The sequence below is a fragment of the Streptomyces sp. NPDC012508 genome, from assembly GCF_042902595.1.
Lineage (GTDB): Bacteria > Actinomycetota > Actinomycetes > Streptomycetales > Streptomycetaceae > Streptomyces.
In genome coordinates, this window is record NZ_JBIBEO010000003.1 from 475,929 (window position 1) to 495,338 (window position 19,410).

Here is a 19,410-nt window from a genome sequence, read left to right on the forward strand (position 1 = left end):
CCGGCGCCTAGGGCGCGTAGCCCGACACGATCTGGCCGTCGAAGGTGGTGACGAAGAGCGCCCCTCCGGCGGCCAGAACGCTGCTCGCGCCTTGTGTCGCGAAGCTGCCCTCCGCCGTCTCGAGGTCGATCGTGTTGCCTCGGTCGTCCGACGCCCCGGGGTCGTCCAGCGGCATCGACTCGATCTGCGTCCCCTCGGTCACCAGGAGCCGGTCGCCGGCGAAGGCCAGCTCCTCCGCGCCCGCGTGCTCGGTGTCCTTCCAGCGCTCCTTGCCGGTCGCCAGGTCGTACAGACGGAAGGTCTCCCGGTCGCTGAGCGCCACGACCCCCTGCCGGTTCACCGCGAAGCCGCCCCAGCCCTGGGTGTCCATGGCGAACGTCCGGACGCTCTTCAGCGTCTTCCCGTCGAAGACGGCGATCCCGCGGCCCTCACCGGCCTGACAGAGCACGGACTCCTCGTGCACGACCAGGGAGAAGCAGCCCGTCGCCCCCGCACCCCGCGCGGTCTCCTTGCCGGTACGGGCGTCCAGCGCGACGGGCATGCCTCCCGCCGGTACGTACACCCGCCCGCCGGCGGCGACCGGCACCTCCGGGATCGACGCCAGCGAAGTGCGCCACAGCTCCTTGTCGGCCTCGCCCAGCCGCACCGCCGTGACCAGACCGGAGGTCTCGTCGGCCACGTTCAGGTACGTCGTGTAGAGCACGTCGTCCAGCAGGTCGGTGCCCTTCACCGCCCAGCCGCCCTCGGGCCCGGCCGTCCGGCGGTGCTCCTTGCCGTCCTTCAGGCCGTACACCGTCACACCGTCCGCTCCCGTGACGTACACGCGGTCCCCGACGACCGCCGGATGCTGCGCCGGCGGCCGTGGCAGCTCGCCGCTCCCCGGCCGTGACCACAGCTTCGTGCCGTCGGCCGCCTTGAGCGCGACGACCGCGCCGCCGTCCCCCGAGCAGACCAGGACCTCGGGGGAGAGGGCACACGGACCCACGCCCTCGTCCGCCTTCACCGACCAGGGCGACCACCCCGCCGGGCGCGCGGCGCGGTCCACGCCCTCCTTGCCGTAGTCGTTGACGTGCCCCTCGCCGCCGTACGGCTGGACGACGTGATCGAGCGTGGCGGGCTTGCTCCCGGTCGTCGGCTTGTCTCCTCCGCTCGGAGTGGACCCGCCCGAGCCGGAGCCGCCCCCTGCCGCACCCCCGCCGGCCGAACCGCCCTCTCGCTCCCCGTTGTCGAGCAGGCTCATGCCCACGGCCCCCAGCACGGCGATGGCCACCGCACCCGCCGCGACCGCCGCCCAGGGACGACGGCGCTTCGCCGCGCCCGGGGCGGGGGCCGCGTCGGGCCGGGCCGTCATCGCCGTCGGGGAGTACGGAACCTGCGGGCCGAGCGTCGGCAGGTCGGCCACGCCCGCGCCCGAGGCCGCCGCCTCACCGATCCGCCGCGCCGAATCCCCGTACTCGGCAAGCAGCGAGAGCACCCCGCCCGGCCACGGGAAGGCCGCCGGGACCTCGGCCCCCAGCAACTCCACGAGCTCAGCGGGCGACGGGCGTTCCGCGGGGTCGAGTCGCAGGCACCTCTCCACCGCGGGCCGCAACTCCAGCGGCACACCGTCGAGTTCGGCGTCCGCCCGGCTGATCCGGAAGACGACCGACGCCATCTCCTCGTCGTGGAACGGTCCGCGCCCGCTCGCCGCGAAGGCGAGCACCGCGCCGAGACAGAACACGTCCGAGGCCGGCACGACAGCCCGGCTGCCGATCAGATGCTCCGGAGACATGAACCCCGGCGAGCCCACGACCAGACCGGTCGAGGTGAGCGCCGTCGCCTCGAAGGCCTGCGCGATGCCGAAGTCGATGAGCTTCGGCCCCGAAGCCCCGAGCAGCACGTTCGCGGGCTTCAGGTCCCGGTGCAGCACCTTCGCCCCGTGCACGGACGCCAGGGCACGCGCGAGCGCCGCGCCCAGCGCCCGTACGGCGTCGACCGGCAGCGCGCCCGCCCGTGTGACGGCCTCGGCGAGCGAGGGCCCGGGCACGTACTCGGTCGCCAGCCACGGAACGGCCGCGTCCGCGTCGGCGTCGACGAGCAGTGCCGCGTACGGGCTGTTCACGGCCCGCGCCGCCGTGATCTCGCGCCGGAACCGGGTCCGGAAGTCCCCGTCGACCTCCAGGTCCTCCCGCACGGTCTTCACGGCGACCATCCGGTACGGATCGGCCGTCGGCGCGTCCGCCCGGCACGCCAGATGGACCTCGCCCATGCCGCCCGCCCCCAGCCGGGCGAGCAGCCGGTAGGGGCCGACGAAGCGCGGGGGCTGCCCCGCGGGCAGTGCTACCAGCACGGAAGGGGGTTCCTCTCGGTTCTCGGCCGGTCACTTCGGTCTCGGCCGTCACTTCGGCAGCTCTACGGAGGCGACGACGCCCTTGTCGAAGACGACATGGGCGATCCCGCCGATCGGCAGGACCTCAGGCTCCCGGGTCGCCTTCGCGAAGCTGTGACCCCAGTCGGGGTCGTACGTCTCCTCCGGGACGCGCGGACCGGGCGCGCCCGGCACGGTCGTGGTCGTGAGTCCGGCCGGCTTGCCGTCCTTGCCGAGGCGCACGGTGTACAGCGCGCTGTAGTCGGCGTAGACGACCTGGTCACCGGCGATCAGCGGGGTGGACCAGTTCTGCCGGAGGCCCTTCGGGGCGGCCTTGGCCGCGTACGTCCCCAGCGGCTTCCCGTCGCGCAGATCGAGGACCTTGAGCCCGCCGTCGAACGTGACGGCGGCCGTCGGGCCGATCACGGCCGGACGCAGCTTCTCGACCGGTCCGGGCAGGCTGCCCTTGAGGGCGAGGGTGGCGGAGTCCAGGACCCGCAGCCGCGATTCCGCACCCCGGCCGAGAGGGCTGTCCACGCAGTACGCGGTCGCCCCGACGACATTCACCGACCAGCAGTTCTCGGCGTCCTTGTCGGCCTGGCCGCGCACCTCCCCGGTCTTCGCGTCGTACGCGACGAGTCCGCCGTCGCTCAGCGCGTACACCCGGCCCCCGGCGAAGGCCACCGGCTCGTAGGGGCGCGTCTCGGACCTCGGGGTCGTGGCGTTGGTCAGCTCCTTCTTCCACAGTTCGGTGCCGTCGGCGAGGGAGTAGGCGGCCATGCCGACCCGGTCCATGGTGAGTTCCGTGGTGGTCTCCGTGGCGGCGAAGACGACGCCGTCACCGACGATCGGGCGGGAGCTCGTGCCCTGCGCGCCCCAGGCCGGCTTCTCCCAGCGGACCCTTCCGGTCCGGGCGTCGCGCACCTGGAGCCGATCGGGGGCGGAGAGGACGACGGCGTCGTCGTGGACGGTCGGCCGGGTCGCGCTGTCCGCGACGAACACCCCACCGGAAGGGCTGGTCCAGCTGTCGTCCGAGTTCGTGACGCCGAGCGTCGCCGACCACAGCTTCTTGCCGTTCGCCGGGTCCAGCGCCTCGTACCGCCCGTTCGTCATCCGGCAGACCAGCACCGTCGTGCCCGCCGCACAGCCGAAGGCGGGCGCGGAGAGCTTCGTCGTCCAGCTCTTCCAGCCGGCGGGGCGCTGGGCGGGGTTCTGCGGCACGATCCCGGAGGAGTCCGCGAGGCCCTTGAAGTCGACTCCGGCGATCTCCGGTCCGGCCTGCGACACCGGCGGCGCCGCCGCGACCGGGGGCTTCTTCTCGTCCTCTGGCCGGAGCAGGTAGGCACCTACGCCACAGGCCACGACCGCGAGCGCCACCGCACCCGCGATCAGCGCCCGGCGCCGCTTCCCGCGCGGGGGCTCCGCCGGAGCGGTCGGTGCCACCGGCGGCATCGTCGGCAGCTGGTCCATCCCCGGGGCCGGGGCGGGCGCGGCCGCCGGGACTTCGACGAGCGGACCGCCCGACGCGACCAGCTGCGCGAGCTCCCGCCCGTACTCCCCGATGTGCTCCCGCACGCTCTCCGGCCACGCGGGCCGCCGTTCGCCGCCCAGGAGCTCCACCAGCTCCGCCGGTGAGGGCCGCTCCGCCGGGTCCGCGTGCAGACACGCGGCGATCACCTCCCGCAGCTCCTCCGGCACGCGGCCGAGATCCGCCTCGGCCTGGGAGACGCGGTAGAGGACGGCGGCCAGGGGGCCGTCCCCGAAGGGGTCCTCGCCGGTCGCCGCGTAGCAGAGCAGCGAGCCCAGGCAGAAGACGTCCGAGGCCCCCGTGACATGACGGGCGCCCGCGACGTGTTCGGGTGACATGAACGCCGGGGTGCCGACCATCACCCCGGTCGCGGTCATGGTCGTGGCGCCGTTGCTGCGGGCGATGCCGAAGTCGATCAGGCGCGGCCCGTCGACGGACAGCATGACGTTGCCGGGCTTGAGGTCCCGGTGCAGCACCCCCGCCGCGTGCAGATCGGCGAGCGCGCGGGCGATCCCGGCGCCCAGCTCCCGTACGGTCGCCACCGGCAGCGCGCCGCCGCGCCGCACGGCCTGCGACAGACTCGGCCCGGGAACGTACGCGGTGGCCAGCCAGGGCACCTCGGCATCCGCGTCCCCGCCCTCCGGAGCGGCGGCGTACGTGCTCCGCACCAGGCCCGCGACCTTGATCTCGCGGCGGAAGCGGTCGCGGAAGGCGGGCTCGTTCGCGACATCCCGCCGTACCGTCTTCACCGCCACGTAGACCCCCGCGGCGGGCCCGTTCGACCGGCCGAGGAAGACCTCTCCCATGCCGCCGGCCCCCAGCCGCGCCAGCACCTCGTACGGTCCGATCTGCCGTGGCGCGCCTGCGCGCAGCGGTCCCAGCACGTGCTTCTCCCCCGTGTGACGCGACGTCAGCCCGCATCATGACATGTGCGCGCAGAACGAAGGGCCGGACCCCCGAGGGGGTCCGGCCCTTGATCGTCGCTACGGCTCAGCCGGTGTACGGCTTGGCGCTGAGGATCTTCACCGTGGCCTTGTTGCCGTTCGGCAGTTCGTACTCGGCGTCCTCGCCCGCCTTCTTGCCGTTCACGCCCACGCCGAGCGGCGACTGCGGCGAGTACGTCTCGATGTCGCTGCTCGCGTACTCGCGCGAGGCCAGCAGGAAGGTCATCGTGTCGTCCTCGTCGCCGTCGAACGCGATCGTGACGACCATGCCGGGGGCGACGACGCCCTCGTCGGCCGGGGCCTCGCCCACCTTGGCGTGTTCGAGGAGCTGGGTCAGCTGGCGGACCCGGAGCTCCTGCTTGCCCTGCTCTTCCTTGGCCGCGTGGTACCCGCCGTTCTCGCGCAGGTCGCCCTCCTCGCGCGCCGCGGCGATCTTCGCGGCGATCTCGGTTCGCGCGGGACCAGACAGGTACTCCAGCTCGGCCCTGAGCTGGTTGTACGCCTCCTGGGTGAGCCAGGTGACGTTGTCGCTGGTCTGGGTCACAGGTGCTCCTCGTAGGTACTGGGAATACAAAGCATCGCCCTACCCAGAAGGATTGTCCTCCCTGAGTGGGCGAAACCACGAGCCTAACAACGAGTGGAGAAAAGGGGGAGGACATAAACCATCAAGATGGCGTCACTCCTGGTCAGCGCGTGATCCTGTGGCGCGCCACACGGTGCCTACCCACGGCTAACGGGCGGTACACCCGATGAGCTCGGCGCTGGTCGCCCGCGCGGTCGTGCGGATGGACACGACGCTGTCGATCCTCCCGGCCGCCTCGTCGAAGCGGACGTCCTTCCGGCCGACCTCCGCCCCGTCCTCGGAGCGCGAGCGCAGGGTGCAGACACCCTGGACGTCGGCGTCCTTGCGCACCTCCAGGTGCACCTGCACCTCGGTGTCGCTCACCACGTCGAACTTGATCGTCTCCGCGCTGATCTTGCTGTCGACCACGTGGAACCAGCCGAACCAGCCGAGCAGCCCGAGGAACAGCACGCCGAGCACGGCGCCGACGATCTTGAGCTTGCGGTCGGCGCGCTCGTCCGCGGAACGCCCGTAGCGCCCCTCGGGCAGCTGCTCTCGCACCGCGCTCATGATCGTTCCTCTCGCCGCGGGGGTGGGAATTTTCCGCCCCCCGGTTCCGTCACTATAGAGACCTCCCTCCACGCCACATCACAGAGGATCGAGCCTTGACTGAGCAGCTGCGACTGATGGCCGTTCACGCCCACCCCGACGACGAGTCGAGCAAGGGCGCGGCGACCATGGCCAAGTACGTGTCCGAGGGGGTGGACGTGCTCGTGGTCACGTGCACGGGCGGCGAGCGCGGCTCCATCCTCAACCCCAAGCTCCAGGGGGACGCCTACATCGAGGCGAACATCCACGAGGTGCGCCGCAAGGAGATGGACGAGGCCCGGGAGATCCTGGGCGTCGGGCAGGAGTGGCTGGGCTTCGTCGACTCCGGCCTGCCGGAGGGTGACCCGCTGCCGCCGCTGCCCCAGGGCTGTTTCGCCCTGGAGGACGTCGACACGGCCGCCGGCGCCCTGGTCCGCAAGATCCGGGAGTTCCGTCCGCAGGTCATCACGACCTACGACGAGAACGGCGGATACCCGCACCCCGACCACATCATGACCCACAAGATCACGATGGTGGCCTTCGACGGCGCGACGGACACCGAGAAGTACCCGGAGGCCGAGTTCGGCCCGGCGTTCCAGCCCCAGAAGCTCTACTACAACCAGGGCTTCAACCGCCCCCGGACCGAGGCCCTGCACCAGGCGCTCCTCGACCGGGGCCTGGAGTCGCCGTACGGGGAGTGGCTGGAGCGCTGGAAGGAGTTCGAGCGTACGGAGCGGACGATCACGTCGTTCGTGCCCTGCGCGGACTTCTTCGAGATCCGCGACAAGGCGCTGATCGCGCACCGTACGCAGATCGACCCGGACGGTGGCTGGTTCCGGGTGCCGATGGAGATCCAGAAGGAGGTCTGGCCGACGGAGGAGTACGAGCTCAGCAAGTCGCTGGTGCCCACCTCCCTCCCCGAGGACGACCTCTTCGCGGGCATCCGCGACAATGCCTGACATGAGCGCACACCTGGCACTGACCCAGCTTGTCCCCTTCGCCGCCGAAGAGCTGGACAAGAACAAGGTGACCCCCGGCGTCCTCGGCTTCGTCGTCTTCGCGGTGATGGCCGTGGCCGTCTGGATGCTGATGAAGTCGATGAACCGCCACATGGGCAAGGTCTCCTTCGAGGAGGCCCCGGACCCGAAGGCGCCCGCCGCCGCCCAGAGCACCAAGGCGGCAGCGCAGGAGTAGCGGCGGCACACGCCGGTGTGCGGGCCCTCAGCGGAGGGCCCGCACACCGGCGTCCCCGTGCTCACGCCGCGCCGGCCCGGCGGCCACGGCGGCCCGGCGGCTGAGGCGCCCCGGCGTCTGGGCCGCCTCGACGTCTAGGCCACCTCCACCGGAACGCCCATCACCTCCCGGGCGTGGCGGTTCGGCACCATGCCCAGGTCCCAGGCCTGCCAGCCGGCGTCCAGATGGACGCCCCGCTCCAGGACCAGGGCGTACGCCTCGGCGCAGTCCTCGACCTTGCCGTCCCGCGTCGGATGGCGGTCCTGGCGCAGCAGGGCCAGCTCCTCCCGCGCCACCGCCGTGCCCACCTCCACGCCGCCGGGGGAGGCGTACGGGAGCAGCGTGCAGCGCAGGAAACGGGCCCAGTCGGCGCCCCTGCGGTCGTCGTACGACAGGAAGAGCCGCTCCGACTCCCCGCACAGCTCCAGGGCCTGCGCCGCCTTCCCGTTCCCCGCGTCCACGATGGCCAGCTCCAGGCAGGTCCAGGCCTCGCCGTGGGCCACGCCGATGCGGTGGAAGTCCGCGCGTGCGTCCACCAGGAGCTGCCGGGCGAAGCCGGAGTTGCGCAGGTTGCCGGTCTGGGCCGCCCGCTGGTCGCGGGTGACCCGCCCCGAGTGGTGCCGGGCGCAGGCGAGCCCGTACACGTCCCGCATCCGGGAGAACATCGTGCGGGCCCGCTCCAGCTCCCGTACCGCCTGATCCAGGTCGCCCCGCTCCTCCAGCGCGTGTCCCAGGTAGTACAGCGTCCAGGCCTCGCCCCGGGCGTCCTCCTGGTCGCGGTGGCGGGAGAGCGCCTGGCGCAGGCCCTCGACCGCCGGCCCCACCTCGCCCTCGACGAGCCGGGCGCGGGCGAGCTGAGTCAGCGCCCACGCCTCGCCCCGCCCGTCGCGGGTCCGCCCGTACAGCTCCAGCGCCCTCCCCAGCTCGGCGTCGGCCCGCTCCACGTCGCCCATGCGCAGGCAGACCTGCCCCAGCTGGAAGTGCGCCCACGCCTCGCCGTGCACGGACTCGTTCTCCCGGTGCAGCTCCAGGGCCGCGTGCAGCAGGGTCAGCGCCTCGGCCAGGTTCGCCCGGTCCCGCTCGACGGCCGCCAGGGCATGCAGGGTCCACCCCCGGTCGGCCGCGAGCGACTCCGCCTCCTGGAGCACCAGGGCCTCCCGCAGTCTCGCCGACGCCTCGGACAGATTGCCCTGGTGGTGCAGCGTGATCCCGAGCGAGCAGAGCGCGAGCGCGGCCCCCGCGTCCTGGTGCGCCTCCTGGTAGAGGGAGACCACCGAGGTCAGCGTGGTGCGCGCCTTGTCGAGCTCGCCGAGCTGCCGGGCCGCGATACCGGTCCGCCACTGCACCGACCGGGACAGCAGCCCCTGCCCGACCGCGTCGGTCAGCTCGTTGATCTCGCCGAGCCGGTAGAGGTCGCCGCGCAGCAGGCAGTAGTCGCAGAGCGCGCCGAGCAGATTCAGTACGGCCTGCTGGTCGACGCCCTCGGCGTGCCGCAGCGCTGCCGTGATGAAGCTCGACTCGTCGTCCAGCCAGCGCAGTGCCGCTTCCAGCGAGGCGAAGCCATGCCCGTCGAACCGGTCCGCGCGGGTCGACATCTTGCCGTCGACCATCCGGATCACCGCGTCCGCGAGCTCCGCGTAGTTCTGGATCAGGCGCTCCTGCGCCGCCGCGATCGCCGCCGCGTCCTCCTCGTCCTGGAGCCGGGCCGCCGCGAAGCCGCGCACCGCGTCGTGCAGCCGGTACCGCTCTCCCCGGACATGGTCCAGGAGCCCGGCCCGGGCCAGCTCCGCGAGCAGCCGCGCCCCCTCCTGCCCGCTCGCGCCGAGCAGCGCCCCGGCCGCCGCCGCTCCCAGCGAGGCCCGCCCGGCGAGCGCGAGGCGCCGCAGCAGCCGTCGGCCGTCCTCGTCGAGATCGGTGAAGTACCGTACGGAAAGCGCCCGTTCGAGCGGTGTCGAGCCCCAGTCGGGCCGGGCGAGCAGCCGCGCCAGATCGCTCATCGAGCGGTGGCCCAGCGAGGACCCGGCGACCCGCAGCGCCAGCGGCAGCCCGCCGCACCGCTCCCGGATCTCCTCGCAGGCCTCGGCGTCGTACGGCCCCGGGTCCGTCGCCCCGGCGGCCTCCCGCAACAGCTCCTCCGCCCCCGCCGTGTCCAGAGCGGCCACCGGCAGCCGGTGCACCGACGCCGGTACGTCCTCCCCCAGCTCAAGCGGCTCCCGGCAGGTCACCAGGACCAGGCTGTCCGAGCGCTCGGGCAGCAGCGTGCGGATCTGCTCCGCCTCCACCGCGTCGTCCAGGATCACCGTCACCGGCAGTCCCGTCAGATGCTGGTGGTACAACTCGGCCAGTCTGCGCACCTGTTGCTCCGCCGAGGACCGCTCGCGGAACAGCAGCTGCTCGCGCGGCGCGCCCAGCCGGTTCAGCAGATGCAGCAGCGCCTCCCGGGTCGTCAGCGGCTTCTCGCCGGGTGTCCCGCCCCGCAGGTCCACCACGCACGCCCCGCGGAACTGGTCCCGCAGCGCGTGCGCCGCCCGTACGGCGAGCGCCGTGCGGCCCGCGCCCTGCTCCCCGTGGAGCATGACCACCGTCGGCCGCGTCCGGGTCGACGCCCGCCCGGCCTGCACCCACTGGGTGATCTGGGCCAGCTCGGCCCGCCGGCCCGTGAACGGCCCTCCCGTGTCGGGGAGATGGCCGAAGGACTGCTCCAGGACGGTCCGCCGGCGGGCCGCCGCGCTGCGGTCGGCGCCCCGCAGCTGGGACACGACCTTCTGCGCGGGCTGCTGCGTGGTGGCGAGCAGCACCCGCTGCTGATCGATGAACGGCCTCACGCCCCGTACGTCGAGCGCCGTCAGCCACTGCAGCCGCAGCTGCTCGGGGCCGCCCGGCTGGCCGAGGGCGCCCGCCCGGCGGTGCGCTGCTGGCCAGTGCCCCGCGGTCACCTTCAGGACGGTCGCCGCCGCGCCCGCAACCGCCACCACGGCCCCGGCGGCCAGCGCCGTCCCGGCCGCCGTGCCCAGCGCCAGGTCCGCACCGAAGGCCGCGACCGCGGCGACGGCGGTGACCAGCGACGGTGCTCCGACGGCGGCTCCGCTGAATCGATCCCGCAGGGACCGGTGGCTCGCCTCCGCCTCCTCCAGGGCCCGTAGATAGGCCGAATACTCCTCGCCCGCACTCGCCGCCATGGTGTCCAGCGCGGTCCGGCCGCGTGCCAGCAGGGCCGTGGCGTCGAGGCGGCCGCCGGAGCGCCGCACCTCTTCCTCCACGACGCGTGCCAACAGCCGTTCGGCTTCGGCCCGGTGGCTGTCCCGCATGTACGTCCCCCTCCGAGAGCGTCCGCTTCCGGCCCCAAGTGTCCTGCGGGACGCGCGTCGGCGCGAGGGAGCGGGTGCGACCGGAGTCCCGAACGCCTGCCCCTCGACACGGCGTCCGATGGCGTTCATCTGCGTAATAGCGCGTCCGAGTGATGCCCCGGAACCAATCGTTCTGAGGGCAGTTGATCAGCGTGCTTCGGCTAACGGAGCATTCCAGGGCCCTCGAGCTCAAGAAGGAAGACTCGTGATCAAGAAGGTTCTTGCTACGGCGGCAGTTGCGGCCTCGGTCGTCGGCGTTACGGCGACGGCTGCGTCGGCGGCCGGCAACGACGGCGGCAGCGCCAACATCATCGGCAACACGTCGAAGCAGTCGATCGGCAGCAACTCGACCGGTGGCTACATGAGCCCGAACTTCGGCCTCATCAACGGTGGCGTCCTGCACTGCTTCGACGTCCAGAAGGTCCAGGCGCAGGTCCCGATCGGCGTCATCGCCGTCCCGGTCGCGGTTCAGGACGTCCTTGGCAACCCGGTTGCCAACCAGACCTGCAACCAGAACGCGGTGCAGCAGAACGGCGACAACGCCCTGTCGCACATCCTGGGCGAGGTTCTGTCCCAGAACGGGAACGTCGGCGGCTGACTCCGACCGTACCGCTGAGAACGGCCCCGTTCCTCGCATTCGACCTGCGAGGAACGGGGCCGCTTTCCGTAGGGGTATAGCTGCCCCGTTCGCGCGCCGCCACCCGTGGCGTACGACCGGGGCCTTGTCGTGTGCGCGAGGATGGAGACATGCCGAACAGACTGGCCCATGAGACGTCCCCCTATCTCCTGCAGCACGCCGACAACCCGGTCGACTGGTGGCCGTGGTCGGCCGAGGCGTTCGAGGAGGCGCGCCGCCGCGACGTTCCCGTGCTGCTCAGCGTCGGCTACAGCAGTTGTCACTGGTGCCATGTGATGGCCCACGAGTCCTTCGAGGACGAGGCCACCGCCGCCCAGGTCAACGAGCGCTTCGTCGCCGTCAAGGTCGACCGTGAGGAGCGCCCCGACGTCGACGCCGTCTACATGGAGGCCGTGCAGGCGGCGACCGGTCAGGGCGGTTGGCCCATGACCGTCTTCCTCACCCCCGACGCCGAGCCCTTCTACTTCGGTACGTATTTCCCGCCCGAGTCCCGGCACGGCATGCCCTCCTTCGGTGACGTCCTCGACGGCGTGGCCCGCGCCTGGGCCGACCGCCGTGAGGAGGTCGGTGATGTCGCGGCGAAGATCGTCGAGGATCTCTCCGCCCGCTCGCTCGCCTTCGGCGGCGACGGCGTGCCCGGCGAGCAGGAGCTGTCCCAGGCGCTGCTCGGCCTGACCCGTGAGTACGACAGCCGCAGTGGCGGTTTCGGCGGGGCGCCCAAGTTCCCGCCGTCGATGGCGCTGGAGTTCCTGCTGCGCCACCACGCCCGTACCGGCGCCGAGGGCGCCCTCCAGATGGCCGTCGACACCTGCGAGGCGATGGCCCGCGGCGGGATCTACGACCAGCTCGGCGGCGGCTTCGCCCGCTACTCCGTGGATCGTGAGTGGGTCGTCCCGCACTTCGAGAAGATGCTCTACGACAACGCTCTGCTGTGCCGGCTGTACGCGCACCTGTGGCGGGCCACGGGCAGCGACCTGGCCCGCCGGGTCGCCCTGGAGACGGCCGACTTCCTCGTCCGGGAACTGCGCACCCCGGAGGGTGGATTCGCCTCCGCGCTCGACGCGGACAGTGATGACGGCACGGGCCGGCACATCGAGGGCGCGTACTACGTGTGGACCCCGGCGCAGCTCGCCGAGGTGCTCGGGGAGGAGGACGCCGTCTACGCCGCGCGCTACTTCGGTGTCACCGAGGAAGGCACCTTCGAGGAGGGCGCGTCCGTCCTCCAGCTTCCCCAGGACGCCGGAGTCGCCGACGCCGAGCTGACCGCCTCCGTCAAGGAGCGCCTGCTCGCCGCCCGTGACCGGCGCGAGCGCCCCGGGCGTGACGACAAGATCGTCGCCGCCTGGAACGGTCTCGCGATCGCGGCCCTCGCCGAGACCGGCGCCTTCTTCGACCGGCCCGACCTGGTCGAGCGCGCCACGGAGGCCGCCGACCTGCTCGTACGGCTCCACATGGGCGAGGGCGCGCGGCTCTTCCGTACCTCCAAGGACGGCAAGGCCGGAGCCAACGCCGGGGTCCTTGAGGACTACGCCGATGTCGCCGAGGGTTTCCTCACGCTCGCCGGGGTGACCGGCGAGGGCGTCTGGCTGGAGTTCGCGGGCTTCCTGCTCGACATCGTCCTCGACCAGTTCGTCGCCGAGGGCGGGGCGCTGTACGACACGGCCCACGACGCGGAGACGCTGATCCGCCGGCCCCAGGACCCCACCGACAACGCGACGCCCTCCGGCTGGACGGCCGCCGCGGGCGCGCTTCTCTCGTACGCCGCCCACACCGGTTCCGAGGCGCACCGCACCGCCGCCGAAGGCGCGCTCGGCGTGGTCAAGGCGCTCGGCCCGCGCGCGCCGCGGTTCATCGGATGGGGCCTGGCCACGGCCGAGGCCCTGCTCGACGGGCCCCGCGAGATCGCGGTGGTCGGCCCCGGTGGTGACGACGCGCTGACGCGCGCACTGCACCGCACCGCGCTGCTCGGTCCGGCGCCCGGCGCCGTGGTCGCCGTCGGCGCCCCGGACAGCGAGGAGTTCCCGCTGCTCAAGGACCGCCCGCTGGTGGCCGGCGGAGCCGCCGCGTACGTCTGCCGCCACTTCACCTGCGACGCGCCGACGACGGACCCGGCCGACCTGGCCCACGCGCTCTCGCGCTGAGAGCCGCCGACTGCGGACTGCCGACAGCCGTCACGGACAGATGAGGGAGGCGCCTCCGGCCGGCCGGTACTCGCCCAGACCCCGCGGGATCTCGCTCGTGGAGTCGGGGCGGGCCTTTGGCAGCGGCCGGTCGGAGCGCAGCGCCTCGAAGACCTCCTCCGCACGCTCGTGGTCCACCGCGACGGAGGACCCCACGCCCGTGATGAGGGGGTTGAATCGGCGGATCGGCACCATCGCGAACTCCGTACGGTCCGGGGTGATGTGCCGCAGCCGGGCTCCGAGGATCAGCATCTCGGTGACGGTCAGGGAGCGCTCGTCCGGTGCCGTGCCGCGCAGGGTCGACGCGAGCAGTCGCAGCCGGGTGGGGGCGGCCAGATCCGTCCGGATCGTCCGCAGCATGTTGGCGACGAACCGCTGCTGCTTCTGGATCCGCCCGAAGTCCATCTTCCCGTCGGCGCGCCGCGACCGTACGTACTGGAGTGCCTCGCCGCCCCCGACGTGGCGGGTCGTGCCCGCCGGCAGGTCGAGCCCGGTGACCGGGTCCTTGAGCGGTGCGTCGGTGCAGATCGGCACGCCGCCCCGGACGCGGTTCACGCCGTCGACGAAGCGCCGGAAGTCGATCTCCAGATAGCGGTGGACGGGCGTGCCCGTCATCCGCTCGACGGCGTCGACGGTGAACGCGGGTCCGCCCTCGGTGTGCGCCGCGTTGATCTTCGCCGGATGCGCCTTGTGCGTCTTGCCCGTCCGCTGGTCGACGTGGTTCGCGGGGAACTCGGTGAGCGAGTCGCGGGGCAGGCTCACCACACTGACCCGGTCGTTGGCGGCCGAGATGTGCACCAACATCAGCACGTCGGTGCAGTCGCACCCCTTGCCGCCCGCGTGGTACCGCTTCAGCTCGGCGGCCGTGAGGCCCTCCCGGCTGTCCACCCCCGCCACCAGGACGGTGAGCCCGTGCCGGGGGGCCGGCAGGGCGGGTGCGCCGGCGATCGCCCCGGACGCGAGGGTGACGAGCGCCGCGGAGGCGAGCACGAGCCGACCGGGGCGGCGGAATTTCCTGACGGTCACGGGGCACACCACCTGACTGCGAAAATGGGATGAGCGCACAGTAGGCCGATATGCCTCGCACACAGGTTCGCGACGCGACATGGCGCGGACGAATCACCCGGCTGCGGGGTGTGTGTAATGATGCGAGAACCGCTGTGGATGGGAGGGAAGATGGCGCCCGATCCCGGGAAATGGGAACGGATGGCCTTCATTCCGAAGAGCCGTTATGTGGCGGACCCGCCACCTGTCGACCGGGGACCCTTCCCCGTCTATTCCTCGTTGGTCCAGCAGTGGGCCCAGGCCGGGCGCACCGTGCCGGGGATGCCGGACCGCGAGTGGGAACGGCTGGTCTCGATGCCGGTCTGGCCCGACGACGTGCGGACGCGATGGAGCCGGGGCTCAATGGAGTGAATACCGGCCGGTCGGCGATAAGCCGGTTTCCTTTTCGGGGCATGGTCGTTGTGATGTGTGCGGCGGAGGTCGGAAGGCTTCTATGTCCACCGGCGATTCGCGAAATCCGTGAAATTCCGTCCGCCGCGGAAGGGACGTAAGAGAAATGAAGTGCAAGAAGGCCGCGGTCGTCGTCGCCGGACTGTTCATGGCCCTGGGTGCGGCCGCCCCCGCGATGGCGGACTCCGAGGCGTACGGCGCGGCCATCGGTTCGCCGGGTGTCCTCTCGGGCAACGTCGTCCAGGCTCCGATCCACATCCCGATCAACGTCTGCGGCAACTCGGTGAACGTGATCGGGGTCCTGAACCCGGCCGCCTTCAACACCTGCGTCAACGCCTGACGCACGCTCAGGGCCGGCCCCCGGAGTGTCCTTCGACGCCCCGGGGGCCGGCCCTTCGTCATGCCCGCCCGGCCGGCGTCCGCGCCGCACCCGTACGAGGTCGGCCCACCGCGCCACGGGACGACGTGGCCCGCAGGTGCTGCCGGACCCCGCGCACCAGCCGCCCCGCCGTGTAGCCCGCGCCGAACACGAACCGCATCGAGGGGCCGTACGACGGTGCGGTGAGCAGCCCCGCGAGGAACAGGCCCGGCCAGGACGACTCGAACAGCGCCCCCACCTCCGGCGCCCCGCCCGCGCGCCCGCCCGCGCCGACCGTACGCAGCGACTCGCGGAGCACGGGGGAGAGGACCTCGGCCCGGTCCAGGCTCGGGGTGAACCCGGTCGCCGCGATGACGTGGTCGGTCTCCACGACGGACGGACCGTCCGGTCCGGTCACGTCGAGCCGCAGCCGTCCGTCGGCGGTCGGCGCCGCCGTGACGACCCGCCGGCCGAGGCGTACGTCCGTGACGGCCGCGAACCGCTCGCGCAGCCACCACGCGCCCGCCGGGCCGAGCGCCGAGTCGAAGATCCGCTCCCGGGTGGGCGCGGGCAGCCGCCGGAAGAGCCCGGGGGTGTCCGCGTACAGCCGGTTGTGCCAGCCGCAGCCCAGGCCCGTGTGCGGGGCGCGCAGCGACTGCCACAGGCCGCGGTCGAGGGCCGGCGGGAGGGTGTTCCAGTTCAGCCGGTCCGAGCGGGCCAGGATGCGGGTGCGCGCGCCCTGTTCGGTGAGGATCGCCGCCGTCTCCAGGGCGGCCTGTCCGGCGCCGACGACGGTGACGTCCCGCCCGGCGAAGCCGTCCAGTTCGCCGTGGTGGCTGCTGTGGGTGACGTACTCACGGGGGAGCCCGCGCAGGGGGGCGGGGATCTCCATGAAGGGCAGGACGCCGACGGCCAGGGCGACCGTGCGCGTACGGAATCGCTCGCCGTCCTCCGTGACGACCTCGAAGCCGTCCGCGCACGGGGCGACCGAGGTGATCAGGCGCTCGTCGAGGGCGGGGACCGTCCGGCGGGCGAACCAGTCGCCGTACTCGGCGAAGAAGCCGACCGGGAGCGGGACGCCGTGCTCGGCGCGGGCGCCGCGCGTCGCGGCGTAGGCGTCGAGCCCGAACGCGCCGCGCGGGTCGGAGAGGTGGGAGGCCCACGGTTCGGACTTCAGGAACATGCCCGAGGGCATGGCGTGCCAGGAGGCCATCGAGCGGCCGAAGGTCCGCAGGTTCAGTCCGCGGGCCGCGGCGTGGGCGGCCACGGAGAGGCCGTAGGGTCCGGCTCCCACAATCACCAGGTCGTACATCGTGCCTTCCGTCTTCATCGTCGGGTCGTACGGGCGGAGGCGGTACGGGCCGGGGCCATCGGCGGCGACGACACGGTCGCCGTCTTCCTGGCACGGCCGGACCGGAACGGTCGACGGAGCGTCATCAGGCCCTTGCGCAGGGCGTGGAGAAGCCAGGCGCCGGCCATCGCGAACGCGGGCGCGAGGTCGTCGGCGGCGAACCAGGCCGTCTCCGTCCGCCCGCGCGGGGCGCCGCCGGGTTCGGCGCCGTGCCGTCGGCGGGGCGAGGTGAGCACGGAGAGCGTGGCGTAGTTCTCGACCACGAACCGGCGCCCGTACGAGGGGGAGTGCGCCGGGATCCGACGGCCGGTCAGGTCCAGGTGCATGGCGCGGACGACGTCGATCCCCGCCGGGTCCGCGAAGAGCCGGAACTGGGCGCCGGGCCGCGGGTTGAAGTCGAGCAGGTGGTACGCCCCGTTGGCGCGGTCGAGCCGGAAGTCGAGGTCGAACACGCCCCGGTAGCCCAGCGCGCGGAGCAGCTCGCCCGTCATCCGTTCGATCGCCGGGTTCGCGGTCCAGCGGCCGACGGCCGTGAGTCCTGCCCCGTCCGGCCACGCCCGCTCCTTCCGCCCGGCGGCCATCGTGGCGCAGCGCCCGGCGGCGTCCGCGTAGCCGTGGACGAACCAGTCCAGGTCGCGGCCCGGGGGCAGCAGCCGCTGGAGCAGCAGCCGGCTGCCGGCCTCCGGTGTACGGGAGTACAGGGCGCGGACCTCGGCGGGCGACCGGACGATCGACGTACTGCGCAGCCCCGCGCCGGGCGGGAGCAGCCACGGACGGCTCCACTTGGCGACGACCGGAAGCCCGAGCGCCCGGGCCATGGCCGCGGCCTGGTCGGCGCTCTCCGGGAGCTCGGTCGGGGGGTGAGGGAGGCACAGGGCGCGGCAGGTCTCGGCGAGGGCGGCCTTGTCGGCCACTCTGGCGAGCTGCTCGGCCGACTGGTCGGGCAGGAGGTAGCGGTCCGTCAGTTCGGCGCGGTGCTCGGCCAGGGCGAGGGCGCCGAGGTCGTCGAGGGGAACGAGGAGCGCGGGCGTCGTGTGCTCGGCCGGGAGCCGCAGCAGGAGGTCGGCGAGGGCGGCGGGGAGAGCGGTGGGGGAGGCGGGCGCGGGGCGGGTGTGGACGGAGCGGACGTAGCGGGAGCGGGCGGCGGGGCTCGTGGGCGACTCCAGTACCGCGTGGACCGGGATGCCCGCCCGGCCCAGGGAGCGGGCGGCGCCCAGGGTGCCGTGATGAAAGGGGTTCCGGTCGAGCCGTACGAGGACGGCGGGGACGCGGGTGTCAAAAGTCGGCACGGCTTTCCTTCATCTCGGTGCCCCAACTGGGCGATGAAATACACCAATGGACTACTGATCAGGTCGGAGCAGCGTTCACGGTCGGCTTATTAGGAATACTTTCTGAGTATCGGACTGACGGTGCATCACGCGGCGCAGATCGTGAAGGAGTGGCCATGACCAACAGGAAGCGGAAAGCATCGAGAATGTGGCTGGGGGTGTTCACCGCAGGTCTCCTTGCCTCAGGTTCCGTCGTGCTGTCCTCTCCCGTTCACGCCGCCGAATCCGTAACGACACGAGACCCCGAACCGACTCTCTCCACCGCACTGGGCGCGTTTCTCGAATCGGGGCCGCCCGGCGTCGGCCGGATCGGTCAGCTGGAGCGGTGGCTCGGCGGTCGGGAGCTCCGCGTCGGCCACACCTACCTCCCGGGCGACCTGTGGTCCAACATCGAGAGCCCTCCCGGCTTCCTGGACGCCTGGGCGGCCTGGCGCAACCAGCGGGCCGACCGGCTGTTCGTCCTGAACGTGCCGATGCTGGAGCGGAACGAGGCCGGGGTCTCCGACCGCGAGGTCCGCCGCCAGCTCCAGCTCGGCGCGGCGGGGTACTACGACCACCACTTCAAGAAGCTGGCCGAGCGGCTCGTCGCACTGAAGGCCACGGACACCGTCATCGTCCTCGGCTGGGAGATGAACGGAACGACCTACACCCACCGGTGCGCGCCCGACCCGACGTCGTGGAAGAAGTACTGGACGCGGATCGTCACCGCCATGCGGTCCGTTCCCGGTCAGGAGTTCCGCTTCGACTTCAATCCGAGCCGGGGCAGGGACGCCATTCCGTGGACGGAATGCTATCCGGGTGACGACGTGGTCGACATCATCGGCATGGATTCGTACGACCAGCCTGCGGGGTCGGACTTCGACCGGCACATCGACGAGCCGTACGGGCTGCAGAAGCAGGTGGACTTCGCGGCCGAGCACGGCAAGGAGATCTCCTACCCGGAATGGGGTCTCTTCCGGAACGGGGACAATCCCGAGTACATGCGGCGGATGCTCGAATGGATCGACGAGCACCAGCCGCTGTACCACACGATCACGGACTACTGCCCGCACGGCGTCTGGCAGTGCGACAACAACCCGAAGTCCTCGCAGGTGTTCCGGCAGATGCTGATGGGTGTCGAGCCGGAGGTCCCGGAGGTCCCGGAGGTCCCGGAGGTGCCGGAGGTCCCGACGGAGCCCGAGCTTCCTGAGGTTCCTGAGGTTCCTGAGGTACCCGAGATCCCGGCCGAGCCCGAGCTGCCGGAGCTTCCGGAGGAGCCCTGGTTCCCGGAGATTCCGGACGTACCCGAGTTCCCGGAGATTCCGGAGTTCCCGGAGTTCCCGGAGATTCCTGAACTCCCTGACGAGCCCGAGCTTCCCGAGCTGCCGTCGGAGCCCGAGGACCCGGCGGTCCCCGAGCCCAAGCCGGAACCGAAGCCGGAACCGAAGCCCGAGCCCAAGCCGGAACCGAAGCCCGAGCCGAAGCCCGAGCCCAAGCCCGAGCCGAAGCCGGAGGTCCCGCCGAAGCCGGAACCGAAGCCCGAGCCCAAGCCTGAGCCGAAGCCGGAACCGAA

At 72.4% G+C, this 19,410-nt stretch carries 14 protein-coding genes and 1 pseudogene; 7 read left to right on the forward strand and 8 right to left on the reverse strand.

Annotated elements, in window-relative coordinates; all coding sequences use genetic code 11:
- Nucleotides 1-7: 7 nt before the first annotated feature.
- The 4 genes from ACFY8U_RS12645 to ACFY8U_RS12660 all read right to left on the reverse strand — a co-directional run bounded on the left by ACFY8U_RS12645 (nt 8) and on the right by ACFY8U_RS12660 (nt 5,951).
- The gene (locus ACFY8U_RS12645; RefSeq protein ID WP_389569113.1) at nt 8-2,329 is read right to left on the reverse strand and encodes a protein kinase; all 2,322 of its coding nucleotides are present in this window, start codon (nt 2,327-2,329) and stop codon (nt 8-10) included.
- 48 nt (nt 2,330-2,377) lie between these two features.
- The gene (locus tag ACFY8U_RS12650) at nt 2,378-4,759 is read right to left on the reverse strand and encodes a PQQ-binding-like beta-propeller repeat protein (protein ID WP_389569116.1); all 2,382 of its coding nucleotides are present in this window, start codon (nt 4,757-4,759) and stop codon (nt 2,378-2,380) included.
- 106 nt (nt 4,760-4,865) lie between these two features.
- On the reverse strand, nt 4,866-5,363 hold the full coding sequence (gene greA / locus ACFY8U_RS12655; RefSeq protein ID WP_361435924.1) for a transcription elongation factor GreA: 498 nt from the start codon (nt 5,361-5,363) through the stop codon (nt 4,866-4,868).
- Between the two features lie 186 nt (nt 5,364-5,549).
- Nucleotides 5,550-5,951, reverse strand: coding sequence for a DUF4307 domain-containing protein (locus ACFY8U_RS12660; protein ID WP_389569119.1), 402 nt, complete (start codon nt 5,949-5,951; stop codon nt 5,550-5,552).
- Between the two features lie 95 nt (nt 5,952-6,046).
- Here ACFY8U_RS12660 and mca point away from each other — a divergent pair, with 95 nt between their 5' ends.
- Together mca and ACFY8U_RS12670 are read left to right on the forward strand one after the other, a co-directional pair.
- Nucleotides 6,047-6,928 (forward strand): mycothiol conjugate amidase Mca, encoded by an 882-nt coding sequence (mca, locus tag ACFY8U_RS12665; RefSeq protein ID WP_361596768.1) that lies wholly within the window; start codon nt 6,047-6,049, stop codon nt 6,926-6,928.
- Nucleotides 6,921-7,163, forward strand: coding sequence for a hypothetical protein (locus ACFY8U_RS12670; RefSeq protein ID WP_361435931.1), 243 nt, complete (start codon nt 6,921-6,923; stop codon nt 7,161-7,163). Before mca ends, ACFY8U_RS12670 begins: the two co-directional genes overlap by 8 nt.
- Nucleotides 7,164-7,297: 134 nt before the next feature.
- On the opposite strand, the gene ACFY8U_RS12675 is transcribed toward ACFY8U_RS12670, so the two are convergent.
- The gene (locus ACFY8U_RS12675; protein WP_389569122.1) at nt 7,298-10,510 is read right to left on the reverse strand and encodes a tetratricopeptide repeat protein; all 3,213 of its coding nucleotides are present in this window, start codon (nt 10,508-10,510) and stop codon (nt 7,298-7,300) included.
- Between the two features lie 244 nt (nt 10,511-10,754).
- On the opposite strand from ACFY8U_RS12675, the gene ACFY8U_RS12680 reads away from it, so the two are divergent.
- Both ACFY8U_RS12680 and ACFY8U_RS12685 read left to right on the forward strand, forming a co-directional pair.
- Nucleotides 10,755-11,147 carry a rodlin gene (locus ACFY8U_RS12680; protein WP_361768731.1) on the forward strand — a complete coding sequence of 131 codons (393 nt, stop codon included), beginning with the start codon at nt 10,755-10,757 and terminating at the stop codon, nt 11,145-11,147.
- A gap of 149 nt (nt 11,148-11,296) precedes the next feature.
- The gene (locus ACFY8U_RS12685; protein ID WP_389569125.1) at nt 11,297-13,327 is read left to right on the forward strand and encodes a thioredoxin domain-containing protein; all 2,031 of its coding nucleotides are present in this window, start codon (nt 11,297-11,299) and stop codon (nt 13,325-13,327) included.
- A gap of 30 nt (nt 13,328-13,357) precedes the next feature.
- Here ACFY8U_RS12685 and ACFY8U_RS12690 read toward each other — a convergent pair whose 3' ends face one another.
- Complete coding sequence (locus tag ACFY8U_RS12690; protein WP_389569127.1) at nt 13,358-14,392, reverse strand: LCP family protein; 1,035 nt, start codon at nt 14,390-14,392, stop codon at nt 13,358-13,360.
- A 180-nt stretch (nt 14,393-14,572) separates the two neighbouring features.
- Here ACFY8U_RS12690 and ACFY8U_RS12695 point away from each other — a divergent pair, with 180 nt between their 5' ends.
- The gene (locus tag ACFY8U_RS12695; RefSeq protein ID WP_361435941.1) at nt 14,573-14,782 is read left to right on the forward strand and encodes a hypothetical protein; all 210 of its coding nucleotides are present in this window, start codon (nt 14,573-14,575) and stop codon (nt 14,780-14,782) included.
- A 145-nt stretch (nt 14,783-14,927) separates the two neighbouring features.
- Nucleotides 14,928-15,161 carry a chaplin gene (locus ACFY8U_RS12700; protein ID WP_389569130.1) on the forward strand — a complete coding sequence of 78 codons (234 nt, stop codon included), beginning with the start codon at nt 14,928-14,930 and terminating at the stop codon, nt 15,159-15,161.
- Between the two features lie 58 nt (nt 15,162-15,219).
- On the opposite strand, the gene ACFY8U_RS12705 is transcribed toward ACFY8U_RS12700, so the two are convergent.
- Together ACFY8U_RS12705 and ACFY8U_RS12710 are read right to left on the reverse strand one after the other, a co-directional pair.
- Nucleotides 15,220-16,491 (reverse strand): NAD(P)-binding domain-containing protein, encoded by a 1,272-nt coding sequence (locus tag ACFY8U_RS12705; RefSeq protein WP_389569718.1) that lies wholly within the window; start codon nt 16,489-16,491, stop codon nt 15,220-15,222.
- Nucleotides 16,492-16,505: 14 nt separating this feature from the next.
- The gene (locus ACFY8U_RS12710; RefSeq protein WP_389569133.1) at nt 16,506-17,819 is read right to left on the reverse strand and encodes an ATP-grasp domain-containing protein; all 1,314 of its coding nucleotides are present in this window, start codon (nt 17,817-17,819) and stop codon (nt 16,506-16,508) included.
- Between the two features lie 185 nt (nt 17,820-18,004).
- Between ACFY8U_RS12710 and ACFY8U_RS12715 the strand changes: the two are divergent.
- Nucleotides 18,005-18,973 (forward strand): annotated as a pseudogene (locus ACFY8U_RS12715) (glycoside hydrolase family 26 protein); the annotation flags it as partial.
- Between the last annotated feature and the right edge of the window lie 437 nt (nt 18,974-19,410).